Annotated in this window: 26 protein-coding genes, 1 tRNA gene and 1 riboswitch; of the genes, 7 read left to right on the top strand and 20 right to left on the bottom strand. The window is 53.1% G+C overall.

The features are described 5' to 3' along the window. Positions 1 to 322 precede the first annotated feature (322 nt). Positions 323 to 1714: an aspartate aminotransferase family protein gene (locus tag A6M21_RS16290; protein ID WP_242868891.1), complete on the top strand. Its 1392-nt coding sequence runs from the start codon at positions 323 to 325 to the stop codon at positions 1712 to 1714. 368 nt (positions 1715 to 2082) lie between these two features. On the opposite strand, the gene A6M21_RS16295 is transcribed toward A6M21_RS16290, so the two are convergent. Continuing rightward, positions 2083 to 3306 (bottom strand): (Fe-S)-binding protein, encoded by a 1224-nt coding sequence (locus A6M21_RS16295; RefSeq protein ID WP_066671290.1) that lies wholly within the window; start codon positions 3304 to 3306, stop codon positions 2083 to 2085. Positions 3307 to 3870: 564 nt separating this feature from the next. Here A6M21_RS16295 and A6M21_RS16300 point away from each other — a divergent pair. The 5 genes from A6M21_RS16300 to A6M21_RS19525 all read left to right on the top strand — a co-directional run bounded on the left by A6M21_RS16300 (position 3871) and on the right by A6M21_RS19525 (position 6576). Continuing rightward, entirely contained in the window at positions 3871 to 4254 is a 384-nt protein-coding gene (locus A6M21_RS16300) for a NifB/NifX family molybdenum-iron cluster-binding protein (protein WP_066671206.1), read from the top strand. Further along, complete coding sequence (locus A6M21_RS16305; protein ID WP_066671211.1) at positions 4251 to 5102, top strand: P-loop NTPase; 852 nt, start codon at positions 4251 to 4253, stop codon at positions 5100 to 5102. The genes A6M21_RS16300 and A6M21_RS16305 overlap by 4 nt, the downstream gene beginning before the upstream one ends. Further along, positions 5090 to 5947, top strand: coding sequence for an ATP-binding protein (locus A6M21_RS16310; RefSeq protein ID WP_066671213.1), 858 nt, complete (start codon positions 5090 to 5092; stop codon positions 5945 to 5947). Before A6M21_RS16305 ends, A6M21_RS16310 begins: the two co-directional genes overlap by 13 nt. Before the next feature lie 79 nt (positions 5948 to 6026). After that, on the top strand, positions 6027 to 6284 hold the full coding sequence (locus tag A6M21_RS16315) for an FmdB family zinc ribbon protein (protein ID WP_066671215.1): 258 nt from the start codon (positions 6027 to 6029) through the stop codon (positions 6282 to 6284). Further along, complete coding sequence (locus A6M21_RS19525; RefSeq protein WP_427854643.1) at positions 6268 to 6576, top strand: ArsR/SmtB family transcription factor; 309 nt, start codon at positions 6268 to 6270, stop codon at positions 6574 to 6576. Before A6M21_RS16315 ends, A6M21_RS19525 begins: the two co-directional genes overlap by 17 nt. 56 nt (positions 6577 to 6632) lie before the next feature. Here A6M21_RS19525 and A6M21_RS16325 read toward each other — a convergent pair whose 3' ends face one another. From A6M21_RS16325 to A6M21_RS16340, 4 genes are all read right to left on the bottom strand, one after another. Beyond that, positions 6633 to 8003, bottom strand: coding sequence for a sensor histidine kinase (locus A6M21_RS16325; protein ID WP_066671228.1), 1371 nt, complete (start codon positions 8001 to 8003; stop codon positions 6633 to 6635). A gap of 1 nt (position 8004) precedes the next feature. Further along, on the bottom strand, positions 8005 to 8703 hold the full coding sequence (locus A6M21_RS16330) for a response regulator transcription factor (RefSeq protein ID WP_066671229.1): 699 nt from the start codon (positions 8701 to 8703) through the stop codon (positions 8005 to 8007). 485 nt (positions 8704 to 9188) lie between these two features. After that, positions 9189 to 9992 carry an ABC transporter substrate-binding protein gene (locus A6M21_RS16335; RefSeq protein ID WP_066671293.1) on the bottom strand — a complete coding sequence of 268 codons (804 nt, stop codon included), beginning with the start codon at positions 9990 to 9992 and terminating at the stop codon, positions 9189 to 9191. A gap of 139 nt (positions 9993 to 10131) precedes the next feature. Continuing rightward, a complete protein-coding gene (locus A6M21_RS16340) occupies positions 10132 to 10620 on the bottom strand; it encodes a YidH family protein (protein ID WP_078060817.1) in 489 nt (162 codons plus the stop codon). A gap of 136 nt (positions 10621 to 10756) precedes the next feature. On the opposite strand from A6M21_RS16340, the gene A6M21_RS18525 reads away from it, so the two are divergent. Then, positions 10757 to 10853 (top strand) — tRNA-OTHER (locus tag A6M21_RS18525). Between the two features lie 107 nt (positions 10854 to 10960). Here A6M21_RS18525 and A6M21_RS16345 read toward each other — a convergent pair. The 15 genes from A6M21_RS16345 to A6M21_RS16415 all read right to left on the bottom strand — a co-directional run bounded on the left by A6M21_RS16345 (position 10961) and on the right by A6M21_RS16415 (position 22329). Next, on the bottom strand, positions 10961 to 11737 hold the full coding sequence (locus A6M21_RS16345) for an enoyl-CoA hydratase (RefSeq protein WP_066671232.1): 777 nt from the start codon (positions 11735 to 11737) through the stop codon (positions 10961 to 10963). Positions 11738 to 12002: 265 nt separating this feature from the next. Further along, positions 12003 to 13073, bottom strand: coding sequence for an ABC transporter ATP-binding protein (locus A6M21_RS16350; protein WP_066671234.1), 1071 nt, complete (start codon positions 13071 to 13073; stop codon positions 12003 to 12005). A 23-nt stretch (positions 13074 to 13096) separates the two neighbouring features. Further along, complete coding sequence (locus A6M21_RS16355; RefSeq protein WP_066671236.1) at positions 13097 to 13834, bottom strand: Rossmann-like domain-containing protein; 738 nt, start codon at positions 13832 to 13834, stop codon at positions 13097 to 13099. Between the two features lie 31 nt (positions 13835 to 13865). Further along, complete coding sequence (locus tag A6M21_RS16360; protein WP_242868892.1) at positions 13866 to 14678, bottom strand: ABC transporter permease; 813 nt, start codon at positions 14676 to 14678, stop codon at positions 13866 to 13868. Between the two features lie 29 nt (positions 14679 to 14707). Next, positions 14708 to 15544, bottom strand: a complete 837-nt coding sequence (gene modA, locus A6M21_RS16365) for a molybdate ABC transporter substrate-binding protein (RefSeq protein WP_066671238.1) — start codon at positions 15542 to 15544, stop codon at positions 14708 to 14710. Between the two features lie 122 nt (positions 15545 to 15666). Then, positions 15667 to 15783, bottom strand: a riboswitch (molybdenum cofactor riboswitch). A 406-nt stretch (positions 15784 to 16189) separates the two neighbouring features. Then, on the bottom strand, positions 16190 to 17641 hold the full coding sequence (gene hydG / locus A6M21_RS16370) for a [FeFe] hydrogenase H-cluster radical SAM maturase HydG (protein WP_066671241.1): 1452 nt from the start codon (positions 17639 to 17641) through the stop codon (positions 16190 to 16192). A gap of 23 nt (positions 17642 to 17664) precedes the next feature. Continuing rightward, a complete protein-coding gene (locus tag A6M21_RS16375) occupies positions 17665 to 17913 on the bottom strand; it encodes a TM1266 family iron-only hydrogenase system putative regulator (protein WP_066671243.1) in 249 nt (82 codons plus the stop codon). Between the two features lie 241 nt (positions 17914 to 18154). Further along, positions 18155 to 18445: a hypothetical protein gene (locus A6M21_RS16380; RefSeq protein ID WP_345788114.1), complete on the bottom strand. Its 291-nt coding sequence runs from the start codon at positions 18443 to 18445 to the stop codon at positions 18155 to 18157. Positions 18446 to 18500: 55 nt separating this feature from the next. Further along, positions 18501 to 18740, bottom strand: coding sequence for a hypothetical protein (locus A6M21_RS16385; protein ID WP_066671244.1), 240 nt, complete (start codon positions 18738 to 18740; stop codon positions 18501 to 18503). A gap of 62 nt (positions 18741 to 18802) precedes the next feature. After that, the gene (locus tag A6M21_RS16390) at positions 18803 to 19204 is read right to left on the bottom strand and encodes a pyridoxamine 5'-phosphate oxidase family protein (protein ID WP_066671246.1); all 402 of its coding nucleotides are present in this window, start codon (positions 19202 to 19204) and stop codon (positions 18803 to 18805) included. A gap of 15 nt (positions 19205 to 19219) precedes the next feature. Then, entirely contained in the window at positions 19220 to 19423 is a 204-nt protein-coding gene (locus A6M21_RS18855; RefSeq protein ID WP_161486104.1) for a hypothetical protein, read from the bottom strand. A gap of 129 nt (positions 19424 to 19552) precedes the next feature. Continuing rightward, complete coding sequence (locus tag A6M21_RS16400) at positions 19553 to 19933, bottom strand: iron-sulfur cluster assembly scaffold protein (protein WP_066671250.1); 381 nt, start codon at positions 19931 to 19933, stop codon at positions 19553 to 19555. 84 nt (positions 19934 to 20017) lie between these two features. Beyond that, positions 20018 to 20440, bottom strand: coding sequence for a DUF5320 domain-containing protein (locus A6M21_RS16405; RefSeq protein ID WP_242868893.1), 423 nt, complete (start codon positions 20438 to 20440; stop codon positions 20018 to 20020). Further along, the gene (locus tag A6M21_RS16410) at positions 20431 to 20799 is read right to left on the bottom strand and encodes a NifB/NifX family molybdenum-iron cluster-binding protein (protein WP_066671256.1); all 369 of its coding nucleotides are present in this window, start codon (positions 20797 to 20799) and stop codon (positions 20431 to 20433) included. The genes A6M21_RS16405 and A6M21_RS16410 overlap by 10 nt, the downstream gene beginning before the upstream one ends. A 204-nt stretch (positions 20800 to 21003) precedes the next feature. Continuing rightward, entirely contained in the window at positions 21004 to 22329 is a 1326-nt protein-coding gene (locus A6M21_RS16415) for a sigma-54 interaction domain-containing protein (RefSeq protein WP_066671259.1), read from the bottom strand. Between the last annotated feature and the right edge of the window lie 332 nt (positions 22330 to 22661).

Consider the following 22661-nt stretch of genomic DNA (forward strand, 5'->3'; position numbering starts at 1 on the left):
ACCCACCCGGCGGGCGGCTGTCAAGCCGGAGCAGCAAAAAGATATTAGCCGTACCCCGCAATACCCCGCGCCGGCGGAACAGCAGCTAAACCTGAAGTGAGCGGACGGGGAATACCACGTCAAGGCTCCAATGCCCCGCGCCGCAAAACAGCGCCGGATCCCGGCGCGGACCGCCGGCATTCCTTGGCATAAGGCACGTCTTCAAGACAACGGCGCAAACTGTTTTCCGGTTTGACAGCCTGGCGGGCCGGTGATACTATTGGATTAAACTGGCACAACCGGCATCAATCCGGTCCGGACCGGCCAATATGAGGTGATTTTTTTGCATACGGACGACAAGCTATATTCCCTGGATGACGCGATAAAACTGGACCGCCGGCAAATCCGGGAACTGCATAAGAATTACGGCAATGCCAGCTTGACCGGCATGCTCGCACTGCTGGGCTTTGACAAGCATTTCGTGCGGGCGCGGGACGTGTCGGTATGGGACAGTGAAGGGAAGGAATACCTGGACTTTCTGGGCGCCTACGGGGCGTTGAACCTGGGCCACAACCACCCGGCGGTGCTGGCCGCGCTGGAAAAAGTACGGGAGATGCCCAACCTGCTACAGGCCTCGCTGAACCCGCTGGCCGGAGCGCTGGCTCACAATCTGGCCCTGCTCACTCCCGGCGGGCTGCAACGCTGCTTTTTCGGCAACAGCGGCGCCGAGGCGGTGGAGGGCGCTTTAAAACTGGCCCGCATCGCCACCGGCCGGGAGGAAATCATTTACTGCCGGGACTCCTTTCACGGCAAAACCTTCGGCGCCCTTTCCGTGACTGGCCGCACCAAGTATCAGGAGCCCTTCAAACCGCTTTTACCCGGCTGCGCCGCCGTTCCCTTCGGTGATTTGAAAGCGCTGGAGAAGGCGCTGCGTCCCGGGCGGGCGGCCGCCTTTATAGTCGAACCGGTTCAGGGCGAAGGGGGCATCATCCTGCCACCACCGGGCTACCTGTCCGGCGCCCGGGAATTATGCACCCGCCACGGCGCTTTGTTCATTGCCGACGAAATACAAACCGGTTTCGGCCGCACCGGCCATCTGTTCGCCTGCGAGGCCGAACAGGTGGAACCGGATGTGATCTGCCTGGCCAAGTCGTTGGGCGGCGGGGTGATGCCCGTCGGCGCCTTCATCACCACCGACGCAATCTGGAAGAAGGCTTACGGCAGTATGGAAAAGGCACTGCTGCACACCTCCACGTTCGGCGGCAACACGCTGGCGGCGGCCGCCGCCCTGGCCGCGCTGGAGGTGATTACCGGGGAAAATCTGGCCGCCCGGGCACGGGAAAACGGCGCCTACTTCCTGGAAAAATTAAAGGGTTTGCAGGAAATGTTCCCTCTGCTCAAGGAAGTGCGCGGCCGGGGACTGATGATCGGCCTGGAATTCAACCAGCCCGGCGGACTGGCCGACAAAGCCTCCTTCGGCCTGGCCGGCAAACTGGCCGGGGAGTATATGGGCAGCCTGGTGGCCGGGGAACTGCTCAACGACCACGGTATCATCACCGCCTACACATTGAACAATCCGAATGTAATCCGCCTGGAGCCGCCCCTGACGGTCACCCGCGCTCAAATCGACCGGGTGCTGGCCGCGCTGCAGGATATATTGACCAAACACAAGGGATTTCTCAGCATGGCCGCCGGCGGGGTGAAAACGGTGTTCAAGTCCCTGACCGGCAAATAACGGGACAATATGGGGCGGTTCCACCACGACAATAACTGCTACTAAAAGCGGAAGCCGAAACTGCCAGGTATTGTAAATCCGGTGTCCGGTATGGACCTGCGGTAGACGTTTTCTAAAGGAATTTTTACGCAGCCCGTAAAAGAAATAAAAAGGGGGCGGTTGCACAAGAACCGTCCCCCGCACTTGGGTCAGTTTATAGTCACCGTGGCCGCTTCCGCTTCCACGCCCGGCACATCCGGAAACCTTCTCCTTTATCGGGTTGAGCACCACAAGCAGCCGTTTCTGCCGGAATAATCGCGCTTATCAAGCCGGCCGGAAAATATCCGCCTCGTCCGTCCCGGCCGCTGCCTGAGGACCGGCGGCAAGCTTTATTTTTCCGGCAGGATCAGTGCGTTGCTGACCAGATGATGGATGTGGCTCAAACGGCAATCCAGCTTGTAATATTTGATGATGTCGTTCAACTGGTCGTAACAGTTATGGCAGGGTGTAACCACAATTTTGGCCCCGGTGGCCTGGATCTGATCGGCTTTTAACTTGCCCTTGGCCATCCGGTAGGGATAAATATCCTTGCCCATGGCCAGTAGTCCGCCGCCCCCGCCGCAGCAGTAGTTGTACTGCCGGTTGGGCCACATTTCCACAAAATCGGTGACCACATGGTTTAAAATATAGCGCGGTTCTTCCACAATCCCCTCTTTGCGCACCGAATTGCAGGGGTCGTGGAAGGTGACCCTTTCCGTGTTTCTGGTTGCATCCACTTTGATCGTGCCGTCTTCAATCCATTTGGCCATCAACTGCAGAATGCTGATCACCGGGTAGTTGTCATGCAGCCAGACCTTGCGTCCCCACATCTGCGCCCGGGTGGCGTGCCCGCACTCGGTGACCACCACCGCCTTGGCTTTCAAACGTCGGTATTCACCCCGGATGCGTTCCAGCATGATGGTGGAAGCTTCGTCATCCCCGCTGAACAGGGCATAGTGGGTGGCGTCCCACCACTGACTGCTGCATGTCCAGCTGGCGCCGGCAGCCCAGAATATTTTGGCAATGCTTTGCACATCCTGCGGGTAATATTTGATCTCCCGGGGGTCCCATAAGAAAAGGTAATCGGCGCCTTCCTTGTCCACTTCAATCTTGGCGCCCGGATCCCCCACCTCGGCCTGCAGTTCTTCCTGCATCCAGTCCAGGGTGTCCAGATAATCCTCTTTGGTTACTTCCATCTGGTTGCCGGTGCGGAGCTGATTGTCCACTACTTCCTGCAAGAAACCCGGTGATTTGAGCCCGAAGTTGCCGCGGATGGTGCGCACCAGTCCGGCCACATCCACATTCATCGGACAGCTGAAAGTACAGCGTCCGCACATGGTGCAGGCCCAAATAAAAGTGGAGTTCAACACCTCTTCCCGCATGCCCAGGGCAATCTGGCGTACAAATTTGCGCGGGTCGGCGTGGTCGTGCACGCCGTTATATGGACAGCCGGCGCTGCACATACCGCAGGTGAGGCAGTTGGAGAGATCCACCGGGTCTTTGTCGGTGCAGAACTTGGCGATCACTTCATCTTTGAACGAAGGATCCAGTTGCGCGGCCTTTAAGGCTTCCATATAAAAATGCTCCTCCCCTCCGTAAATAAAAAGAGATCCGGCAGACAGGGTTGACCGGACCCCGCCTGCCCGCATACAAGGAGACTATCCCGGCCGGTTGCAGCTTAAATCAACCACCGGGGTGGTTAAAGCTCTGAGTCAGAGCCCGAACCCATGCAAAAGAGCCGGCTTGTCCAGCCCCGCTCCAGCAGGGAAATCCAGTCCTTCCCCACCTTGTTCCGATCTTAATTATTTTACTCTTGCCAAAAACTTCTGAGCAATGGTCAAATAAAACGACTACATGCGTTTTACGTGCAATATATTGAAATACGAACAAATAATTAGCACTGAGTCCAAATTGCATACTTTCAGAAAAGATAACTGTTCCTAATGCTGTTTTTGAGCTGCAGCCGTGTCAATACCCCACCAGTCACCAACCTGCGAAAACTCCCAAAGCAAATAAAAATTTTCAGCCGGTCCAGATTTGTAGTTGACATACGTCATCTATAGGAATATTATAGTTTTGAACACCAGTTCACATAGCCAGTCCATTTTTTGTGGCGAATTTTAAGGAGGTTTTCTTTCATGCAGGTAGCCGTCTGTGCTCAGGAAGGCAGTCCGGACGCCGCGGTGGATCCGCGCTTCGGCCGCTGCCAGTGTCTGGTGCTTGTTAACCGGGAGAATAACTACTGGGAGTCCATTGCGAACCCGGGGATAAATTCAAGCGGCGGTGCGGGTATACAAACGGCTCAAACCCTGGTTGACCGCCGGGTGGAGGCGGTGCTGGTCGGGCGTATCGGCCCCAAGGCGATGGCTGTATTCCAGCGGGCCGGGATCAAGGTGTTCGGAGGTATTACCGGCACCGTGCGGGAAAGCATTGATTTGTACCACCGGGGCAAACTGCCCCTGCTGGACGGAGCCAATTCCATCGCCCACGCCGGTATGGGAGGAGGGTTTAAAAAAGCATGATTGTGGCCGTGGCCAGCGGCAAGGGAGGCACCGGCAAAACCACCGTGGCCGCCAGCCTGGCCCTGGTGGCGGCGGAAAAGGGACCGGTGCAATACCTTGACTGCGATGTGGAAGAACCAAATGGTCACCTGCTGCTTCACCCCGCATGGGAGCACAGGCGGGCGGTAACCGTCCCCGTACCGGTGATTGACCGGGACAAATGCAATTTTTGCGGAAGATGCGCCCAAATTTGCGCCTTCCATGCCCTGGCCGTGTTACCGGACGAAGTGTTGGTGTTTCCCGAACTCTGCCACGGTTGCGGTGGCTGTCAATACTTTTGCCCGATGAAAGCAATTACGGAAAACAAACGGGAAATAGGATGCGTGGAAACAGGGCAAAGCGGTGCCATACAGTTCGTCCACGGTTGTCTACAGGTGGGCGAAGCCATTTGCACACCCTTGATTGGAGCAGTAAAAGAGCAGGCCGCCCCAGGGACGCTGACCATTCTTGACGCTCCGCCGGGCACATCCTGCCCGGTGATTAAAACGGTGACTAACGCCGGCTTTTGCATACTGGTCACCGAACCGACCCCCTTCGGGCTGCATGATCTGAGACTGGCGGTCAAGATGGTTAAAAAGCTCGGCATACCTTGCGGAATAATCATCAACCGTTCCGATGGCCAGGATCAACTAATCGTGGAATTCAGCCGGGACATGCATATCCCTGTCCTCTTCCGCTTGCCGGAAGACCGGATGGTGGCGGAGGGTTATGCCGGCGGTATGCCGGCCGTAACCGTACGGCCGGCGTGGAAGCCGCTGTTCCAAAACTTACTGGACGGGCTGGAGGCGGGAAAGCAATGCGTGAGTTAGTCGTGCTGAGCGGCAAGGGGGGTACCGGCAAAACAAGCATCTGCGGCAGCCTGGCCGTACTGGCGGCCAACAAGGTGCTGGCCGATTGCGACGTGGACGCGGCCAATCTGCACTTGCTGCTGGAACCGGAAATAAAATCGTCCTCCCCTTTTTACGGACTGCCCAAAGCCCAAATAAACGATGATCTGTGCCTGGCCTGCGATTTATGCGCCCACCTCTGCCGTTTCAATGCCATCCGCGGTCAGCGGGTGCTGACCGGAAATTGCGAGGGATGCGGCGTCTGCTACCACGCCTGCCCTTGCGAGGCTGTCGAAATGCTCCCGCACATTGCCGGCGAACTGCACCTTTCCAAAACCAGGTACGGACCGCTGGTACACGCCAATCTGGGTGTGGCCGAGGATAACTCGGGCAAACTGGTGGCCGCCGTGCGCAAAAAAGCGCGCCAGGTGGCTGAAGCGGAAAAAAAGGAATTGATCATCACCGACGGACCGCCCGGGGTCGGCTGCCCGGTGATTTCATGCCTGTCCGGAATAGACCTGGTGCTCGTGGTCACCGAACCCACCCTTTCCGGCATGCACGACATGGAACGAATGCTGGACCTGGCGGATTTCTTCAACGTAAAAGCAGTGGTCTGCATCAATAAATGGGATCTGCATCCGGGGAACACGGAAAGTATTGAAGCCTCCTGCCGGCGGCGAGATGTTCCCGTTCCGGTCCGTCTGCCCTATGATCAAATAGTCAAGGAAGCAGCATGCCGGGCACAACCGGTGGTCCAGTATGGTTCCGGGCCGGTGGTGGACGGAATTGTGGCTTTGTGGGATGAATTACGCACCAGGCTGGTCTAAAATCAAGCCGGTCAGGCATATTGCGGCGGCGGCTTGATTGAGCGCTCGAAAAAATTAAATCCGGCGGGAGGGAAAGTAAATGCCGATTTATGAATATCGTTGCCGGGCCTGCGGAGAGGTGACCGAACTGCTCACTGGCGCCGGCAACGCCGGCGAACCGCCCCGCTGCCGGCATTGCGGCAGCGGCGATGTGTTCAGGATTATGTCCGCAACTGTAGTGAGAAGCAAGAGCGAAGGCACTTCCTGTTGCCACGGCAACCGGAAGGACAGCTGCACACCGGGTGAATGCTGCGGACATCCATGGCCGGCAAACGATGATTATGTCAAACTGCCGTGACGTGCTGTCATGGGAGGAATGTCAACAGGTATCAGAATTTTTGCAGGGATTTTCAAACCCGGTGCGCTTAAAAGTCCTGTGTACCTTACATGATCATGAAAAAAGCGTGGGGGAAATCGCCGCCCTGCTCAACGCCAAGCCGTCCAATATTTCCCAGCAACTAAAGATCCTGATGTCCAGGGGTTATGTGAGCAAACGGCGGGAAGAAAGAAATGTTTATTATAGCATACGGAGTAAGGAAATATATGACCTTTTGGAATATTTACGGTTACTGGCAAAAGAACAAACATAACGCATTGACAACATCATCGCCCGCACGGGCATACGTCAAATTTTTCCGGTACCGGTTCACCCAACTATGTTCTTTTGTTGCGGTAACATGATGGTAAAACTGCTACCCTTGCCCGGTTCACTTTGCACGGTTATTTTACCGCCGTGCGCCTCAACAATGCTCTTGGCCAGGGCCAACCCCAGACCGAACCCCTTGCCCTGGCCACGGGCCTGGTCCGCCCGGTAGAAGCGCTCAAAGATATGGGCCAGGTCCCCCTGCCCGATTCCCCGTCCGGTATCGGATACACGCAAAAAGGCCTGTCCTCCCTCCTCCCCCGCTACAAGTTCCACCTTCCCGCCCGGCCGGTTATATTTGATCGCATTATCCACCAGCACCCAGATGGCGCGGCGCAGGTAATGCTCATCGGCCTCAACCGGCACGGGGGATGGCGGGTTCATTTCCACGCTTACATCCTTCGCAACAGCCCGGGCTTCCTGCACCGTTTCGGCGGCCAGTTCGGCCAGATCCAGAGGAGCCGGTTTTAAAGGCGGCCCGGCATCCATGTGGGCCAGCAACAGCAAATCGTTGACCAGTCTTTCCATCAGCCCGGCCGCCCGGGTGATGGCCTGCACCGATTCGTCTACCACCGCCGGCTCGTTTTTCCCCCAGCGGTTCAATAAATCGGCATAGCTCTTGATTACCGTCAGCGGAGTGCGCAGATCGTGGGAAGCAGCGGCCACAAATTCCTGCTGGCTGCGGAAACCGCGCTCCAGACGGTCGAGCATCTGGTTGAAAGTTTCGCCCAGCACGTACAGTTCATCCCGCCCCCCATGCAGGCTGATGCGCCGGCGCAAATCAGAGGTGCTGATTTGCCGGGCCGTGCGGGTCAGACTATGCACCGGGCGCAGCGCCGCCCGGGTAATCACCCATCCACCGGCCAGGGCCAGCAACAGCCCGGCCAGAACCAACAACATAAAAACCCGGGCCAGGTCCTTGAGAAAATCCTCCTCCCGGGTAAGCGGCCGGGCCACCTGTACCAGGGCGCCGCCGGAAAGCCGGCCGCCGGCCAGGTAAACCTCCTCCCCCTGAAAGCGGGAAAGCACCGGCGGTCCGGCATAACCGGGCGCCAGGGCGGCATTTTTCAAGGCCCAGGAACTGTTCAACACCCGGCCGCCGGAAGAAGTAATCTGCACCAGCAGCATATTGTTTCCAGTCGCATTGATTAACTCCGGATCATCCAGATCGATATGATTATAGTTGCCCCGGCCGTTGCCTTCCTGTGAAGCGGCCATTTTCTGCACCGCAGTCACGGCTGACGCCGCCTCCTGGGCCGCCCCGCTGAAGAGCACGTAGCGCATACTCCAGAAGGCGGCCAATCCGCAAATGGCCAGGATGGACACCAGTATGGCCGCATACCAGACAGTCAGACGCCAGGTGATCGAGCGCACTTCAATCTTCCTCCCGCAATGTATAGCCCACACCACGCACCGTGTGCAGCAAACGGGCGGGGAATGGTTCGTCAATCTTGGCCCGCAGGTAGCGGATGTAAACATCCACCACATTGGTATCCCCGTAATAATCGTATCCCCATACATGGTTCAGGATGGTTTCACGGCTCAAAACAATGCCGGTGTTCTCCGCCAGGTAGGCCAGCAGATCGAACTCACGCTTGGTTAGGGAGATGTTTTGCCCGCCGCGCTCCACCTGACGGGTGTCGTAATGAATTACCAGCCCGCCGGCAATCAGTTTGTTACTGCTTTTGATCGCTGCCGGCGCCCGGCGCAGGCGCGCCCGGACGCGGGCCAGCAGTTCTTCCGTGGCGAAGGGCTTGGTCAGGTAGTCATCGGCGCCGGCGTCCAGACCTCTCACTTTGTCCGGGGTGGCGCCCCGTGCCGTGAGCATAATCACGGGCACACCCGAGCATTCCCGGATGCGGCGGCAGACTTCGAAACCATCCAGGCCGGGCAGCATCACATCCAGCAGCACCAGATCCCAGCATTCCCCTGCTATCCGGTCCACCGCCTCGCGGCCGTCGGCGGCCACTTCCACCCGGTATCCTTCATGACCGAGTTCCAATTGCAGGAAGCGGGCCAGACTGCTTTCATCCTCCACCACCAGGATACGCGGCTTGTCCTGTTCAACACACATACCAGTTCACCCCGTTTTATTTTACACCACCTTCATTAAGGCTTCCTTAAAAATTTCTAATCCGGTTCTAATGCCTGTCTAAGGCATTCTTAATCCCGGTCTGTTATGTTAACATTGCCGGCCGGAAAAGCGGCCCTTCAGACGGAGCGCTCTCCCACCACCGGCCGTTATACCACTTTGCAGTTATCTGCCAGGGCTTCCGCCAGCCGCTCTTTGTGAGTGGTTGAGAGCAGGTGGTTGGACTGCCTCCTCGCTATCCCCGATCAGGGGTTGAAATATAGAATGGCACCTCCTGTGAACAGGAGGTGCCGATTTTTTCCATTTGGCAGCATTGAAAACCTGCGGTTTTGCACCACCGGATGAAAGAGACGCCGTCCGGATTAGAAAGCCCCGCTTTTTGTCCGGAGTAGTTTCTTCCATATACCGTTTTGCCCGGGGTTGCCGGCTCGCCGGGATGATTTCAGGGCCATGCTGTTTTTTTAAAATTACGAATTAATAAGTTCACTTAGTTTCTCCATCCCCTCCACCATCCGCGGACCGGGGCGGCAAACGTAGTGACAGGGCATGGGATAAACATGGTGCGCCTTAACAGCCCGCACACTGGCCAACTGCGGGTAGTCATAAAGTTCCTCCACATTACGGTGACAGGGTGGTTTTTCCAGTTTGCACCCCGGGCACCTTTTCCGCCGGGGCTGCCCCGGTGTGTGTCCGCAGGCCAGGATGATTTCCGGATCATAATTGACCACATCTTCCCAATCGATAAAAGCGAACGGTTCACCAGCGGCAACTGTCATCATGCCGGCTCCGGCGGTGTACAGGGCGTCATACTGGCAGGAACCCGGCCCGGGGGTGGTCAAGGGATCCCCGCCCATCAGGAAAAGCACCGCCGGTCTGTCTTTACCGGACGTCTTCGCCTTGACTGCATCCACCCTTGCGCGCAGCGCAGCCACTACCTGCCGGCCGGTTGACTCAGTTCCGGCCAGTCCCGCAATTTCCTTCATGCCGTCCAGCAGCTGTTCTACAGTGGACGGGGAAAATTCAAAGACGTTGACTCCGGCCTCCCGCAGTTCCGCCGTCACCTGACGGTGCACCGGACCGCCGGCCAGCACCAGATCCGGCTTGAGGGCAATTATTTCCGTCGGCTCCGGACGGGCGAAATGACCCACCCGCGGTTTGTCGGCCACTGCCGGTGGAAAGTCGCAGTGTCCGGTCACACCAACCACCTGCTCACCCAAACCGAGGGTGAAAAGGATTTCTGTGTGCGCCGGGACCAGTGAGACAATACGCATAAAAACACACCCCAATGCTAAAATTTGTGCAGGGTAACATTGAAAGTCAAGGGCCGGCTGAAAAAGCAGCCGCCTGCTCTTTTGCCGGTTGCTCACGTACCGGAACCTGTATCCATTCGCTGAAACTGCAGGTGAAAAATCAGCGGGGCAAAGCGGTACGCAGCAGGTAGACCACCACCAGCACCGTAACCAGAAGCAATATGGCGGCCAAAAGCATGTCGGCAGTCAGCGACGGACGGTAGATACCCTGATCGATCTGCCTCCTGGTCTGCTGATAACGGGCGGCGGCCAAAATGACCACCAAACCGGCCACTGCGCTGAAGGCCACGCCCAAATAGGCCGTGGTGCCCGGGGCCGGTGCTGAAGCCACGCCGGCCTGCCATTCCAGCAGGCGAAGGTAAACCGAAAATTTTTCAATCACGAAGCCGAAGGCCAGTATGGTCACAGCCGTGCGGATCCAGGCCAGGAAGGTACGCTCATTGGCCAGGTGTTCCCGGATGTGCATCCGGTCATCGACGCGGACAGGGCCGGCTTCCCCGGGTCCTTCGGGCGCCTCATCCCCGGACGTCTCACCCGGCCGGCGGCTGCGGCTGGAATCGATCCCCACTTTTTGATCAGTACACGACATATCGACCACCATCCCGGGCAGGACTGGAAAATAAGGATTCATTATCTGGACCGGTTGGGCTCATCAGTTAATTGAATGGCAACCATAAAGGATTTGCATATGTTTTTGCGAATAAATAATTACAAGAAACTTTTACGGGGAGTACGGGGCTGGTGCCCCCCGCGGGCTGCAAACCCGGCGGCCGGCCTGCAGAACAGGCTGGAGTCCGGTTCGATTCCGACTACTCCCCTCCATTTCAATGGCAAGCAAGGGAACGCTCCCTTGGCTTCTTTCAATCAGGTAAACAGGGACGGTTCCTTTGCTTGCTCTGCCGGCATCAGATGCAGAAACAGAAAGCTTTTCAGCGGCCGGTCCATTCTGGTTCCCTTTTTTCCAGGAAAGCCCTAATCCCCTCCCGGGCGTCTTCCGTGGTGCTGTTCAGGGAAATCACCTCGGTGGCGTAGTTCAATGCCTGGAAGTCCTCCATGTTCAATTGCCGGTAAAAGGCCCGCTTACCCACGGCAACGGCGGAAGGACTGTGCCGGGCAATGGTGGCGGCCAGTTTCTGTGTGGCTTCCTCCAACTCACCGGGCGGCACCACCCGGTTCACCAGACCATAAACCAGGGCATCTTTGGCCGGCATGAACTCACCGGTCAAGAGCATTTCCAGCGCCTTTTTGCGGCCCACGTTCCGGCTCAGAAAAACAGCCGGAGTGGTGCAGAAAAGGCCGATTTTCACCCCCGGGGTGGCGAAAAGGGCGTCCTCGGCGGCCACGGCCAGGTCGCAGGCCGCCACCAACTGGCAGCCGGCCGCCGTGGCCACGCCATGCACCTGGGCGATCACTGGCTGAGGCATCTCCCGGATCGCACGCATGGTGCCGAAGCAGGTCTGAAAAAGCTGCAGCACATCCTGCGGACCGCCATCCGACACCTCTTTCAAGTCATGACCGGCGGAAAAAATCTTGCCGATCCCCTTGACGACCACCACATTAACCCTTTTCTCCGCCCCAATCTTATTGAGTAAATCCGTCAGTTCCTCCAGCAATGCCCGGGACAGGGCGTTGCGCTTCTCCGGCCGGTTCAGGGAAATATAGCCGGTTTTTTCTTTTTCGCTGTACAAAAGGTATTGATAGTTCATGGCATAAACCCGGCTTGCAGTAAAGCGGCAAGCCGGGTCCTCACCTCCCGTTGGTATTTACTTAATTATATCATAAAATTCTGAAGAATGAACAGGCTCCTTGTTCCGTTAAAGAAAAAGCCGCCGGCCACAACGCTAAAGGCAACACCCGCATACTATGCAGTGTTATAAGTAAACGTTGGCGGCCGATTATTTCAGCTATCCCGTCAGAACCGGCAAAACGCCGGGGAATTTTTGGGGATAATTTTAGCGGGCTGGTTAACAATTATAAGTTTATCGAAGCGTCTTCCAGTGGAAAGAAATGCAAGCCACCCGGGAGGATCCGGCACCAGACTTCATCGCCCGCCCCGGGAAGGCTGCTCCGGTGGCTATTATTCCCGGCAACCGGCATATAAAGCATTAATTGATCAACCTTTACGGTAACTTCGTAAAAATAACGCTTTTGATATACAGCTATTACCCGGCCGGGAAAACAGTTGCTTTTGTCAAGCGGCGTTCTTAAAAGCTCCAAGTATTCCGGGTGCAGTACAAAGCCTACCGGTCCGGTAAGACCGGTCTGAACCGGTAGCCTCAGGTGACCGGTCCGTATTACCTGATGTCCGTTATAACGCAGCACCTCGCCGGTAAATACGTTGGGCGCACCAGTAAAGCGGGCGGCAAAAAGGGAAGCCGGCCGCTTGAAGATTTCTTCCGGAGTACCGGTCTGTTCCAGCCTTCCCCGGTGCATAACAGCGATGCGGTCAGCCAGAAAGGCCGCCTCCTCAAAATCATGGGTTACGTGTATGGTCAAAATACCGGTGTCTTTCTGCATGCGGCGCAGCACACGCTGAAAGTTTTCCCTGGTCCGGGGATCCAGGGCGCTCATCGGTTCATCCAGCAGCAGCATTTGCGGCTCCATGACCAGCGCCCGGGCCAAGGCCACCCGTTGCTGCTCCCCACCGCTTAAAGTGCCGGGAAAACGATCGAGCAGGGGATTAATTCCCAGCAAACCACAGATCCGGATCAGTTTTTCCTTCCGCTGATCAGCCGGCATTTTACGGCACTTTAAGCCAAACAGTATGTTTTGTCTGACATTCAAATGCGGGAAAAGAGCGTAATCCTGATAGACAAAACCAATTTGCCTGCTTTCCGGCGGACAATGGGTAATTTCTTTACCGGCAAAAAATATCCGGCCGGAATCCAGGCGGTACATCCCGGCCAGACATTCCAAAAGTACAGTTTTACCACTGCCGGTAGGACCCAGAATAACAAAGAATTCTTTGGGTTTCACCTCCAGGTTGATATCCTGCAAATGAAACCCGGCCAGTTTTTTATTTACCCCGGCCAGTTTCAACACAGTTTATCTTCTCCTTTTCCAGTTCAGGTGGAACAGGGGCAATACCGCTGCAGCCCCAACAAGGCCGCCGCACCGGCAATGGTATTGCCGTAGAAAACCACCGGTTTGGATACATTTAACCAATAATCAATGGTGTCGTTTACCAGTGTACTGCCGGTGACGAATAATACCTGCGCCCATTCCACCATATCTCCGGCCGCCGTTTCACCGTCCTCAATGAGCACACCTTCCTTTTTTTGACCGATATTTTCCGGATCGAGATCAACCACCCGCAGTGGAAATACCGGCGCGCAGGCCGCCAACAGGGCCGGTTGCAAACCGACCATACCCAAACGGGATTTTCCGTAACGGCCCTGTAAAAAAGCAATCACCTGCCGCCCGCATTCCGCCGGCCCCTGGTTGCGGCAGTGACGGGTGTTTTCCACTAGGCCCGCCCGGCGGCACAGGGCGTTTAAAGCAGCAACAAAAATGGCCCGTTCAAAGTTATCATCCAATGTCAATTCCAGCACACCGGCCAGTGTGCCCCGGTAAAACCCGGGACGGTTGGTAAAAGCCTGTCCCTTTGCTCCTTGCAGATCTGCCTCCACCATCTTTTCCTTACCCTTGAGCAATGGAAAATCCTGACGTTCCGGCCGGCCGATGGCCTGTACAGCAGTGAGTATATCGGCCTGTACATTGACCCTTTCGTTTAAGAGATCATGCTGCCCGGCTAAAGCAGCCAACTTTTTCCGTAGTTGTTCATAAACAGGAGCGCTAGTCATAATTTACCTCCCTGTATTTTGACTTGACTTTTTACAATCCGGTAAGCCGACTGTGCTCTCTTTTACCCAGCAACTCAAAAACAAACAATGATATTATGGAAATTATAATCAGAATGGCAGCTACAGCCATCACTGCATCCATATCGCCTACAGTCAAATTGAGATAAAGGGAAATGGGGAGGGTTTCCGTACGCATTCTGGTCGCCCCGGCCAACATCAACACCGCGCCAAACTCTCCCAGGGACTTGGCCCAGGTAATCACCAAACCGGCCAACAGCCCGTTTTTAATCAAGGGCAAGGTCACCCGGGTAAAGGCCTGAAATTGATTGCAACCCAGCGTACGGGCCACAAATTCCAAGCGCGGATCTACATCCTCTATGGCTGCTTTGATTACCACCACCAGATAGGGTAAATTGACAAAAAACTGCGCGACGATAATCCCGGTTACTGTAAAGATCAGTTTTACACCCAGCGCGGACAGAATATTACCCAAAGAAGTGGTACCGAAGACCAGTAAAAGACAAACTCCCGATACAATGGGCGGCATGGCCAGCGGTATTTTAATGATTAAATTTAAAATATGCCGGCCGGGCAAGCGGTAACCGGCCAGGCAGTATGCCATGGGTAAAGCGGCCAGAGCACAGAGAAATGTGGAAATAAAAGACGTTTTAAGACTTAAACCCAGGGCAAAATTAATTTCTGCGGTTTGTAACACATTCCATATATGTCCAAAACCATTTAATAAAACCAGTACCACGGCAAACAGGATAAAACATAAGATCGTTAAGGTAATCATCAAGTTAAAAGAATAAAACAGCAGGTTGAAGCCCGTCCTTTTAGCCACCCCACCGCCTCCTTGCAAACCAGAGACTGCTAATAGGGTTTAAAACCGTTTTTCTTCCAAATCGCCCGCGCCTCGTTAGAAGCTACGAATTCGGCAAATTGCCGCGCCTTTTCAGATTGTTTTGAACAAGTCAGCACGGCTACCGGAACCACCATGGATACCTTCTCCAATTCGGGTACCGGGACCAAATCCACCTTATCCTTGAAGCCGGGGTAGTTTTCTGCCCCGATGATGGCCGCATCGGCCTGCTTCATACTCAAGTAAATCAGCAGTTCATTAATCGTAGGCGTACGTGCCACTACGTTCCGGTCCACTTTTTCCAACAGCCCGGCATGCTTTAAAACGGCATCGGAGAGTTTACCCATCGGGTTGGCCTTGGGATCACCCAGCACCACCTTTACTCCGGGCCTGGCCAGATCAGCCAAAGAGTGTATGCCAGCCGGGTTGCCCTTGGGCACAGCCAGGGCCGGCCGGTGGTAAACCACTTTCTTGTTCCATCCCACCAGATTTTCTTTTTTCAAGGGATTAAGTTCCGTAATATCGCCCGGTATACAAACATCACCCTTTTTAGTCAGCAGGATCTGACTGTTATTCTGCCCTGCCCCGGCATAAGTGTAGGTAACCGGGATGCCGGTCTTTTTTGTAAAAACCCGGCCGATTTCATCCATCGGCTTGCGCAAGCCCGCGCCGCTGTAAACCAGTAATGCCTCTTTTCCGCCGGTGGCTTGACTTGTGCTTCCCTGAACGCCTGCCTTGCTTCCCGGTTGATCCGGCTTGGGGTTGGTGCTCCGGCCGCACCCGGTTGCCAGCAAGACAATCATTACCAGAAACAGCATGGTTATCCGAAGGGGCTTGTTACTTGACATAATACCAACCTCCCTATTTACGATAAACTTAAATAGTGTAACTATTCCACGGATGCCGTACTGCCAAAACGACAAAAGCCAGGTATGCGCGAAAGGGCATACCTGGCCAAAAAAATGGTCACGTCATTGTAAGCCATCTCCTTTCCGCACGGGAGGTGTGTCGGTTTCCCCGCACACCCTATCGGCCCTGGCACCATGGCGACTGCTTTAGGTAACCGGGCTCGGAGATCAATTTTCTTTTATTTATTTCTGTTTATTTCTGTTTCCGGATAGTTATTCCTTCCTGATCAAAAAATTTTGTTTAAGGCGCCTGGTTAATAGCTGTAAGACGATTTCACGGGCCGTTCGGTAAATGGCTCCATCGCCATCCACATGATCCGGCAACGTCCGTGATCCAGGGATACCCCGCAACAAGGTCACGTCAAAGTCCCTTTTCATTACCATATGCAGTAGCCGGCAAGCGATAGGCTCTCTATATATGGTGGCATAAGAGCGACTTTGACGTTACCGTGTACCCCGCAAAATATAAATGACATGAGACCTCACCTGGTTTTCTTTTTGAGGTATTTCTTTAGATGAGGTCTCATGTCTTTTTTTAGGAGGCCAATCTCCTTCTGGTGTTACTTAAATTTTATACGGTCATGCCTATAAGCGCAGATCGCGTTCACCGCTTTCAATTCTCTTTAAATTTTTGAGAATAGTGTCATAAACCGGTTCACCTTTAAACTGTTCAATGTGCTGTTTTAACGTTTCTTCACCTCTTAGCCTTGTTTTCCCGGAGGCATAATCGAGCAGGTATTCCTTTAAGGTGAAAATGGCATTCGGGACGCAAAAGTTATGCACAAACCTGGATTTGGCCACTTTCATAAACTGTTCTCCCGTACGACCGGCACGATAGCATGCGGTGCAAAAGGACGGGATACAATGCATATCACATATCTCCTTCACTACATCATCAAGTGTCCGCGAGTCGCCAATCGAAAATTGCTCCTTGTCGGGAAGCTCATTTGCGCGTTTCGACTGCGTATAAGCACCGACACCGATGCGTGTCCCGGCATCAATCTGCGAGACTCCCAGCGGAAGTACCTCCCGGCGCACCTCTTCCGGTTCGCGCGCGGTGCAAATCATGCCGGTATAGGGGACGGAAAGGCGCAGCACGGCTACTAGTTTCTTGAAGTCGCTATCACTGACCGCATATTCAGGATGCTCGGAAAAAGGCGTACCGGTGGCCGGGTTGATTCTGGGGAAGGAAATTGTGTGCGGACCGACACCGTTAAATGTTTCTTCCAGGTGAATCGTATGGTACAGAAGGCCCATAACCTCAAAACGCCAATCGTACAAACCAAACAAAACGCCGATTCCGTTGTCGTCGACGCCGGCTTGCTGTGCTCGATCCATGCAGTAAAGCCGCCAGCGGTAATGACCTTTTATGGTGCCTTCCGGATGCATTTCACGGTAGGTCGGGTGATGGTAAGTTTCCTGGAAGACCTGAAATGTACCGATTCCGACAGCTTTTAATTTTTTAAGCTCATCAACAGTGAGCGGCGCGCAGTTGATATTGGCGCGCCGGATCTCGCCGTGCTGCGTTTTCACACTGTATACTTTTTTTATCGTTTCACAGATAAAATCCGCTTCCGTTTTCGGGGATTCCCCATAAACAAGCACAGTCCGTTTCTGGCCTTCTCCAATCATCACACGTACTTCCTGCTCTATTTCATCCATGCTGAGCGTTTTGCGGTGCACCGCTTTGTTGCTGCTGCGAAAACCACAATATTTACAGTTATTTGCGCATTCATCACTGATATATAATGGAGCGAAAAACACGATACGGTCTCCATAGACTTCTTCTTTTAGTTGATGAGCTAATTCATACATTTCTTGGATGGTGGCCTCATCCCTGTTTTGCAAAAGAATCGCAGTTTCTTCCGGATCCAGCCGCACGCATTGCTCAGCTTTTTTCAGTACGCTCCGGACATCCCCTCTGGACGGGTTCTCCCATTTATTTAACTGCGCCCAGATCTTATCATCATCAATGAAGTCATGATCAAGTTTGTCATATTCCGCAAATTCATTTTGATACTTTTCTAGAAAACTCATGCTTTCCGCCCCTTTTCATTTAATTATTTATTTTTAGTCATCATGGATTTTACTGTTACACCGGGCACGCGGCCGAGTTTGCCGGTTAAAGCGCTGATCTCGTCGTTACTTCCATCGACAATCAATGCTATAATAGACACGCCACGTTTCCTATAGGGGATCCCCATTCTGCCCACAAACAATGATGCATGATCATGAAGTATTGCATTAACCTGTTCCGCGCTGGCAAGATCTTCAACTACAATACCGACAATGCCAATTCTCGTTTCCACCTGGCCATAACCCCCTCAACAGCCAAAAACTCCCTTCCCGTCAATGGCACGGAAAGGGAGCAAAACGACAAAACAAAATACACATGCCGTATGCATGCCTTCCCGCTTGGAAATGCCTTGCGGTCGGGTGAAACAACAAGCCCTATACCCCCGGGCAAACCGCCAGCAGGTATATGGCAAATTTCATTAATATTGTAACACTTGCTCTTTATGCTGTAAAGATAATCTTTCCTTCTCGTTATCAATTAGATTTAGTTATTTTTTTCTCGTGATCAGTATCTTCCATCATATACAGCACATACGCCCTGGCCGGATCCTGCCGTATTTCTTCCATTATCGGCGGAGACACAGAAATTTCCCCCACCAGGTTAAAACCGGCGGAAAGATCAAAATCTTCAATTTCGGTGACTTTAAAGCATGTTAATACAGGGGTGGGATCCTTACTTTTAATTTTGAGATCCCGGTATTTTCTTCGGGCCTCATCAATAGAATCAGCAAAAATGATCCGCGTGTTGGTTGGATGCTTCAACATAAATCAGCTCCAATGCTTGCTTTATATAAAAATAAGATTCTCATAATATATTTTTCTAGCGCTTGATACATAAATATACCCCGGACAGGGTCGAAAATATCAGGGCAAGTGCTGTTAACTCAGCAACGGGCAGACCCAAAATATGCAACGCATGCAGTTTGAAAATTACGCCTCCGCCCCGGCCTCTCCATACGCCGGAGAATTGACTGATTGCCAGGCCGGTAAAAGCCATGTAAACAAAAAAGAACGCCGAAATCAATCCCAAAATACGGTGAAATTTACGCATAGTCAACATAAAGAAACCGGTCCTCGCAAGGCCCCGGGAACCGGCTATCACCTCACTCCATAAGGGGATATTTATAGCTCTTGACCCAAGCTTTCACCCGGCTGACAAACGTAAATATTGGTTACTTTGAGTAAAACGGCGGATTTTGGTTGCAGCGCCGGCATTTTTTCTTTCACCCAAACCCGGGCCTGATCAAAAACCGGTCCCAAATCATGAATGGTTACTTTACCTTTGATTTGGTAAGACAACTTATTTTCCTGATCCCAAACACAAATGGACATGTATGGGTTGGATTCTATGTTTTGTTTGGTCTTATGCATAAAATTATCGACAACCAACAGGTTTTCATCGTCATAAACTTTGACGAAAGTCATCGGCACCACGTTGGGTACTCCGTCCCTGGAAGCAGTGGCGATGGGGAAAACACCCTGCCTGGAAATCACATTTTTGACTTCGGTTGTTAACTTACTCATCTTAACGCTCCTTTTTTACACACTAAATATTGGAGGTTCCCTGCTTTCCACCGGAAGCTTGGCCCTGACCTTGACCTTGACCCTGACCGCAACCCCGGCCCTTGCCCTGACCCTGATCACAGCCCCGGCCCTGACCGCGGCCGCTACCTTGTTTTCCCTGGCCGCCGCATCCGCCGCCACCTTTTCCCTGGCCCTTGCCCTGCGGGCCGGTACCATCACCGCGAGGCATTCAACTCACCTTCTTCCCACTTCAGAGTGGAAAATATTTTACATAAGTCCATTATATGATTCTTAAAAGCACATGTCAATTACCAATTCGTATTCTGACGTCTACTGGTGGCAAAAAATTCATTTGTTTTGTGGCGAACCGCCGGCAATATAATTTAAAACAGCCTTGTAAAACGCCCGGGTGGCCAGATTGGAGCAATGTATTTTTTGCTCGGACAGCCCGCCCAGAGCGGCAGCAATGTCATCATCGGTTATTTCCCCGGCTTCTTCCAAACGCTTCCCTTTGACCAGTTCAGTAAATATACTGGTCGTTGCTATAGCTGCCGGGCAGCCGAAAACTTTATATTTTATGTCGGCCAGGAAATCTCTCTCAACCTTGATGTGCATTTTAACATGATCACCACATCCGGGATCACCAACTACACCCACCCCGTCAGCACCAGGGATTTCACCGACATTACGCGGCCTTTGAAAGTGATCCATCAGTATATCAGTATACATACAATCCCCCCGATTATGGCCAACCGGCCCGGAAACGTACAGTGCACCGTTTCCGGGCCGGACGCAAGTGACCAGCTTAAGTTTTTATTTTTTTGCTTCCGGTTCATCTTTGGTCGTTAAAACATCTAAACGTTTTTTGATGTCTGCCAGCATTCCTTCGAAATAACTGGCTTTTTCCCTCAACATACCGGCTTCATCCAACGCTCCCGCTTGGGGGTTGACGCCGGCCGCCACCGGATAGCCGTAACCGCCAAAAGCGTTCCACCTGCCACCGCGGCCATAGCCATAACCACCGGCACCGGCAAACCAACCGCGGCCGCGGCCAAAACCGCCGCGCCCCATTCCCATGCCAATGTTGGCCGGGTTGGCAAACCCGGGCGTATTATACCCGGCACAAAAACCTATTCCTCTTCCACTCATTGCTCCTGCACCCATAGGACCGGTACGATCTCCACGCGGCATAATAAAAACCTCCTGTTGATTAATTTTAGTATTGCCTAGCGGCATCCCTTCCGGAAACGGCACCGCCGCCGCCAAATGCCGGGCATAGCAAATTTTTCACGGTTCAACCGGCCTTTAATGTAAGCATCAAGAACCTCATCCACACTTCCGGTAACCCAGGAGATAACCTGTATGCCCATGCCTGAAAGCTGCCGGCAGGAAATATCACTGATTCCGCCGCAAATAACCGTCCGCACACCTGCTTCGCATAACCGCTCCATCTTTTGCAAGGGATATGGACAATCAAGATTAATTTCCCGGCTGAAAACAACTTGTCCGGCACCAACCCGGAATACCAGCGCCTTCTGTGCCCCTTCAAAAAGAGGAGAAATTAGCGAGTTCCAGCTTATAACCGCTACATTCATTTGACACCCCCTTTTGCCTTTTTATGTTTTGCAACATTCGTGCCAATCAAATAATAAAACGAAAAGAATCAGTCATAAGCAACCAGCAAGATAAACCGGCGATTAAATGCATAAAAAAGATTGCGTTTTGCACCTATCTGACGCTCCAGGCATTGCAAAATGCAATGAATTCTTCACCGCGCCGATTTCAAGCCGGAATCGGAATCACGGACTGCTAATTTCCGCCCGGATATTATATTGCTTCATTTTTCGCCACAGGGTGCTTTTATCAATGCCCAGTTCTTTTGCCACGGCTACCCTTTTCCAGTTGTTACGCACCAGGGCATCACGTATAAATTGCGCTTCCATTCCGGCCAGTGTGCACGGTACGGCATCATTTCCACCTGAATGCAGATAAGACGGCAAATGTTTTGGTTCGATCAACCCGCCCGGACAAAGAACAAAAGCGTGTTCAATTGCGTTGGCCAACTCGCGAATATTGCCGGGAAAATCATGATTCATCAGACTGTTCAGCGCCGGCCCGGATATGCCGCTAATTGTTTTTTCAGATAAAGCATTATTATGATCGATAAAATGTTCCACCAATAACGGTATATCCTCCCGGCGCTCAACCAGGGAAGGAAGGTTAAGATTGATTACATTTAAGCGGTAATAAAGATCCGCCCGGAAGCAATCCTTCTCTATAGCTTCAGCAAGGTTTTTATTGGTCGCCGCCAGCAAACGCACATCCGCCCGTACGGGGTGAATGGCGCCAAGCGGCTCATATTCCTTCTCCTGAAGCACACGTAATAATTTAACCTGCACGCCTGGTGAAACATCGCCTATTTCATCCAAAAAGAGGGTTCCCCCTTGTGCCCGGGCAAAACGGCCTGGTTTACTTTTCCGCGCATCGGTAAAAGCGCCTGCTTCATAACCGAACAACTCCGATTCCAGCAAAGTATCCGGCAAGGCGGCACAATTCACGGCAATAAATGGTTTTTCACGGCGCGGGCTTAAATTGTGAACAGCCCTGGCCAGCAACTCCTTCCCTGTTCCGGTGGGTCCGGTGATCAGCACAGTGCAATCGCTGGCAGCAATAGCAGGCAAAATTTTAAAAATCTCGCGCATTTGGTGGTTTTTGCTGATCATATCGCCAACGGTATAGTTTTTTTCCAATTCCTGACGCAGCTTCTCCACTACGGAAAGATCACGAAACGTTTCCACACCGCCAATCATCCGTCCATTTTCATCTTTTAATATGCCAGTGCTGATACTGACGGGCACTCTTTTACCGTCGGCGTTAACTATAAATATCGCCTTATTTACTACCGGCTTACCAGTGATTAAAGTGTTCTTCAGCGCACATTGTGATTCGCAAATATTGGCCCGGAACACATCCCAGCACATTCTGGCGGTGGCTTCACAGGCATAAACGCCGGTGATTTTCTCCGCCGCTTGATTGAAAAAAGTTATCCGCCAGTCGCTATCAACAGTAAAAACGCCATCAGTAACGCTGTTCAAAATGATTTCGTTAAAATCGGGTTTTTTCATATTCAGTCCCCACTGAGATCATAACCGTTTTAATTAATTTATAACATACGTCCATTATGCCGTCAATGGTTTTCTTCTGTACATGGTAAAAAGTCCGGGGATAATGCCACCCGGACTCCCAATAAATATACTTTCTCCAGGCTGCCAACAAGCGGCTGTTTTAGACCGACATGGACGGTGACCACTGCCGACCGGATAACGGTTGCCGCTAAAATCCAGGAAACCGGCAACCTTCCCCGGCAGGTATCTTTTATACTATAAAGAACATGCTAAGAGCAATTCCGGGATATTCACCAGGATACAAGAACAAGGGGTATAATGGACCCATAAAT

The organism is Desulfotomaculum copahuensis, from assembly GCF_001655685.1.
Taxonomy (GTDB): Bacteria; Bacillota; Desulfotomaculia; order Desulfotomaculales; family Desulfovirgulaceae; genus Desulfotomaculum_G; species Desulfotomaculum_G copahuensis.

Coding starts and splice junctions, on each gene's coding strand:
- A6M21_RS16330 (WP_066671229.1), bottom strand. CDS start 8,703: ATGTGTGTTGAACAGGACAAGCCGCGTATCCTGGTGGTGGAGGATGAA.
- A6M21_RS16300 (WP_066671206.1), top strand. CDS start 3,871: ATGCAGGTAGCCGTCTGTGCTCAGGAAGGCAGTCCGGACGCCGCGGTG.
- A6M21_RS16400 (WP_066671250.1), bottom strand. CDS start 19,933: ATGTATACTGATATACTGATGGATCACTTTCAAAGGCCGCGTAATGTC.
- A6M21_RS16355 (WP_066671236.1), bottom strand. CDS start 13,834: ATGACTAGCGCTCCTGTTTATGAACAACTACGGAAAAAGTTGGCTGCT.
- A6M21_RS16305 (WP_066671211.1), top strand. CDS start 4,251: ATGATTGTGGCCGTGGCCAGCGGCAAGGGAGGCACCGGCAAAACCACC.
- A6M21_RS19525 (WP_427854643.1), top strand. CDS start 6,268: ATGTCAAACTGCCGTGACGTGCTGTCATGGGAGGAATGTCAACAGGTA.
- A6M21_RS16340 (WP_078060817.1), bottom strand. CDS start 10,620: ATGTCGTGTACTGATCAAAAAGTGGGGATCGATTCCAGCCGCAGCCGC.
- A6M21_RS16410 (WP_066671256.1), bottom strand. CDS start 20,799: ATGAATGTAGCGGTTATAAGCTGGAACTCGCTAATTTCTCCTCTTTTT.
- A6M21_RS16405 (WP_242868893.1), bottom strand. CDS start 20,440: ATGCCGCTAGGCAATACTAAAATTAATCAACAGGAGGTTTTTATTATG.
- hydG (WP_066671241.1), bottom strand. CDS start 17,641: ATGAGTTTTCTAGAAAAGTATCAAAATGAATTTGCGGAATATGACAAA.
- A6M21_RS16295 (WP_066671290.1), bottom strand. CDS start 3,306: ATGGAAGCCTTAAAGGCCGCGCAACTGGATCCTTCGTTCAAAGATGAA.
- A6M21_RS16385 (WP_066671244.1), bottom strand. CDS start 18,740: ATGTTGACTATGCGTAAATTTCACCGTATTTTGGGATTGATTTCGGCG.
- A6M21_RS16415 (WP_066671259.1), bottom strand. CDS start 22,329: ATGAAAAAACCCGATTTTAACGAAATCATTTTGAACAGCGTTACTGAT.
- A6M21_RS16335 (WP_066671293.1), bottom strand. CDS start 9,992: ATGCGTATTGTCTCACTGGTCCCGGCGCACACAGAAATCCTTTTCACC.
- modA (WP_066671238.1), bottom strand. CDS start 15,544: ATGTCAAGTAACAAGCCCCTTCGGATAACCATGCTGTTTCTGGTAATG.
- A6M21_RS16310 (WP_066671213.1), top strand. CDS start 5,090: ATGCGTGAGTTAGTCGTGCTGAGCGGCAAGGGGGGTACCGGCAAAACA.
- A6M21_RS16380 (WP_345788114.1), bottom strand. CDS start 18,445: ATGTTGAAGCATCCAACCAACACGCGGATCATTTTTGCTGATTCTATT.
- A6M21_RS16345 (WP_066671232.1), bottom strand. CDS start 11,737: ATGAACTATCAATACCTTTTGTACAGCGAAAAAGAAAAAACCGGCTAT.
- A6M21_RS16390 (WP_066671246.1), bottom strand. CDS start 19,204: ATGAGTAAGTTAACAACCGAAGTCAAAAATGTGATTTCCAGGCAGGGT.
- A6M21_RS16315 (WP_066671215.1), top strand. CDS start 6,027: ATGCCGATTTATGAATATCGTTGCCGGGCCTGCGGAGAGGTGACCGAA.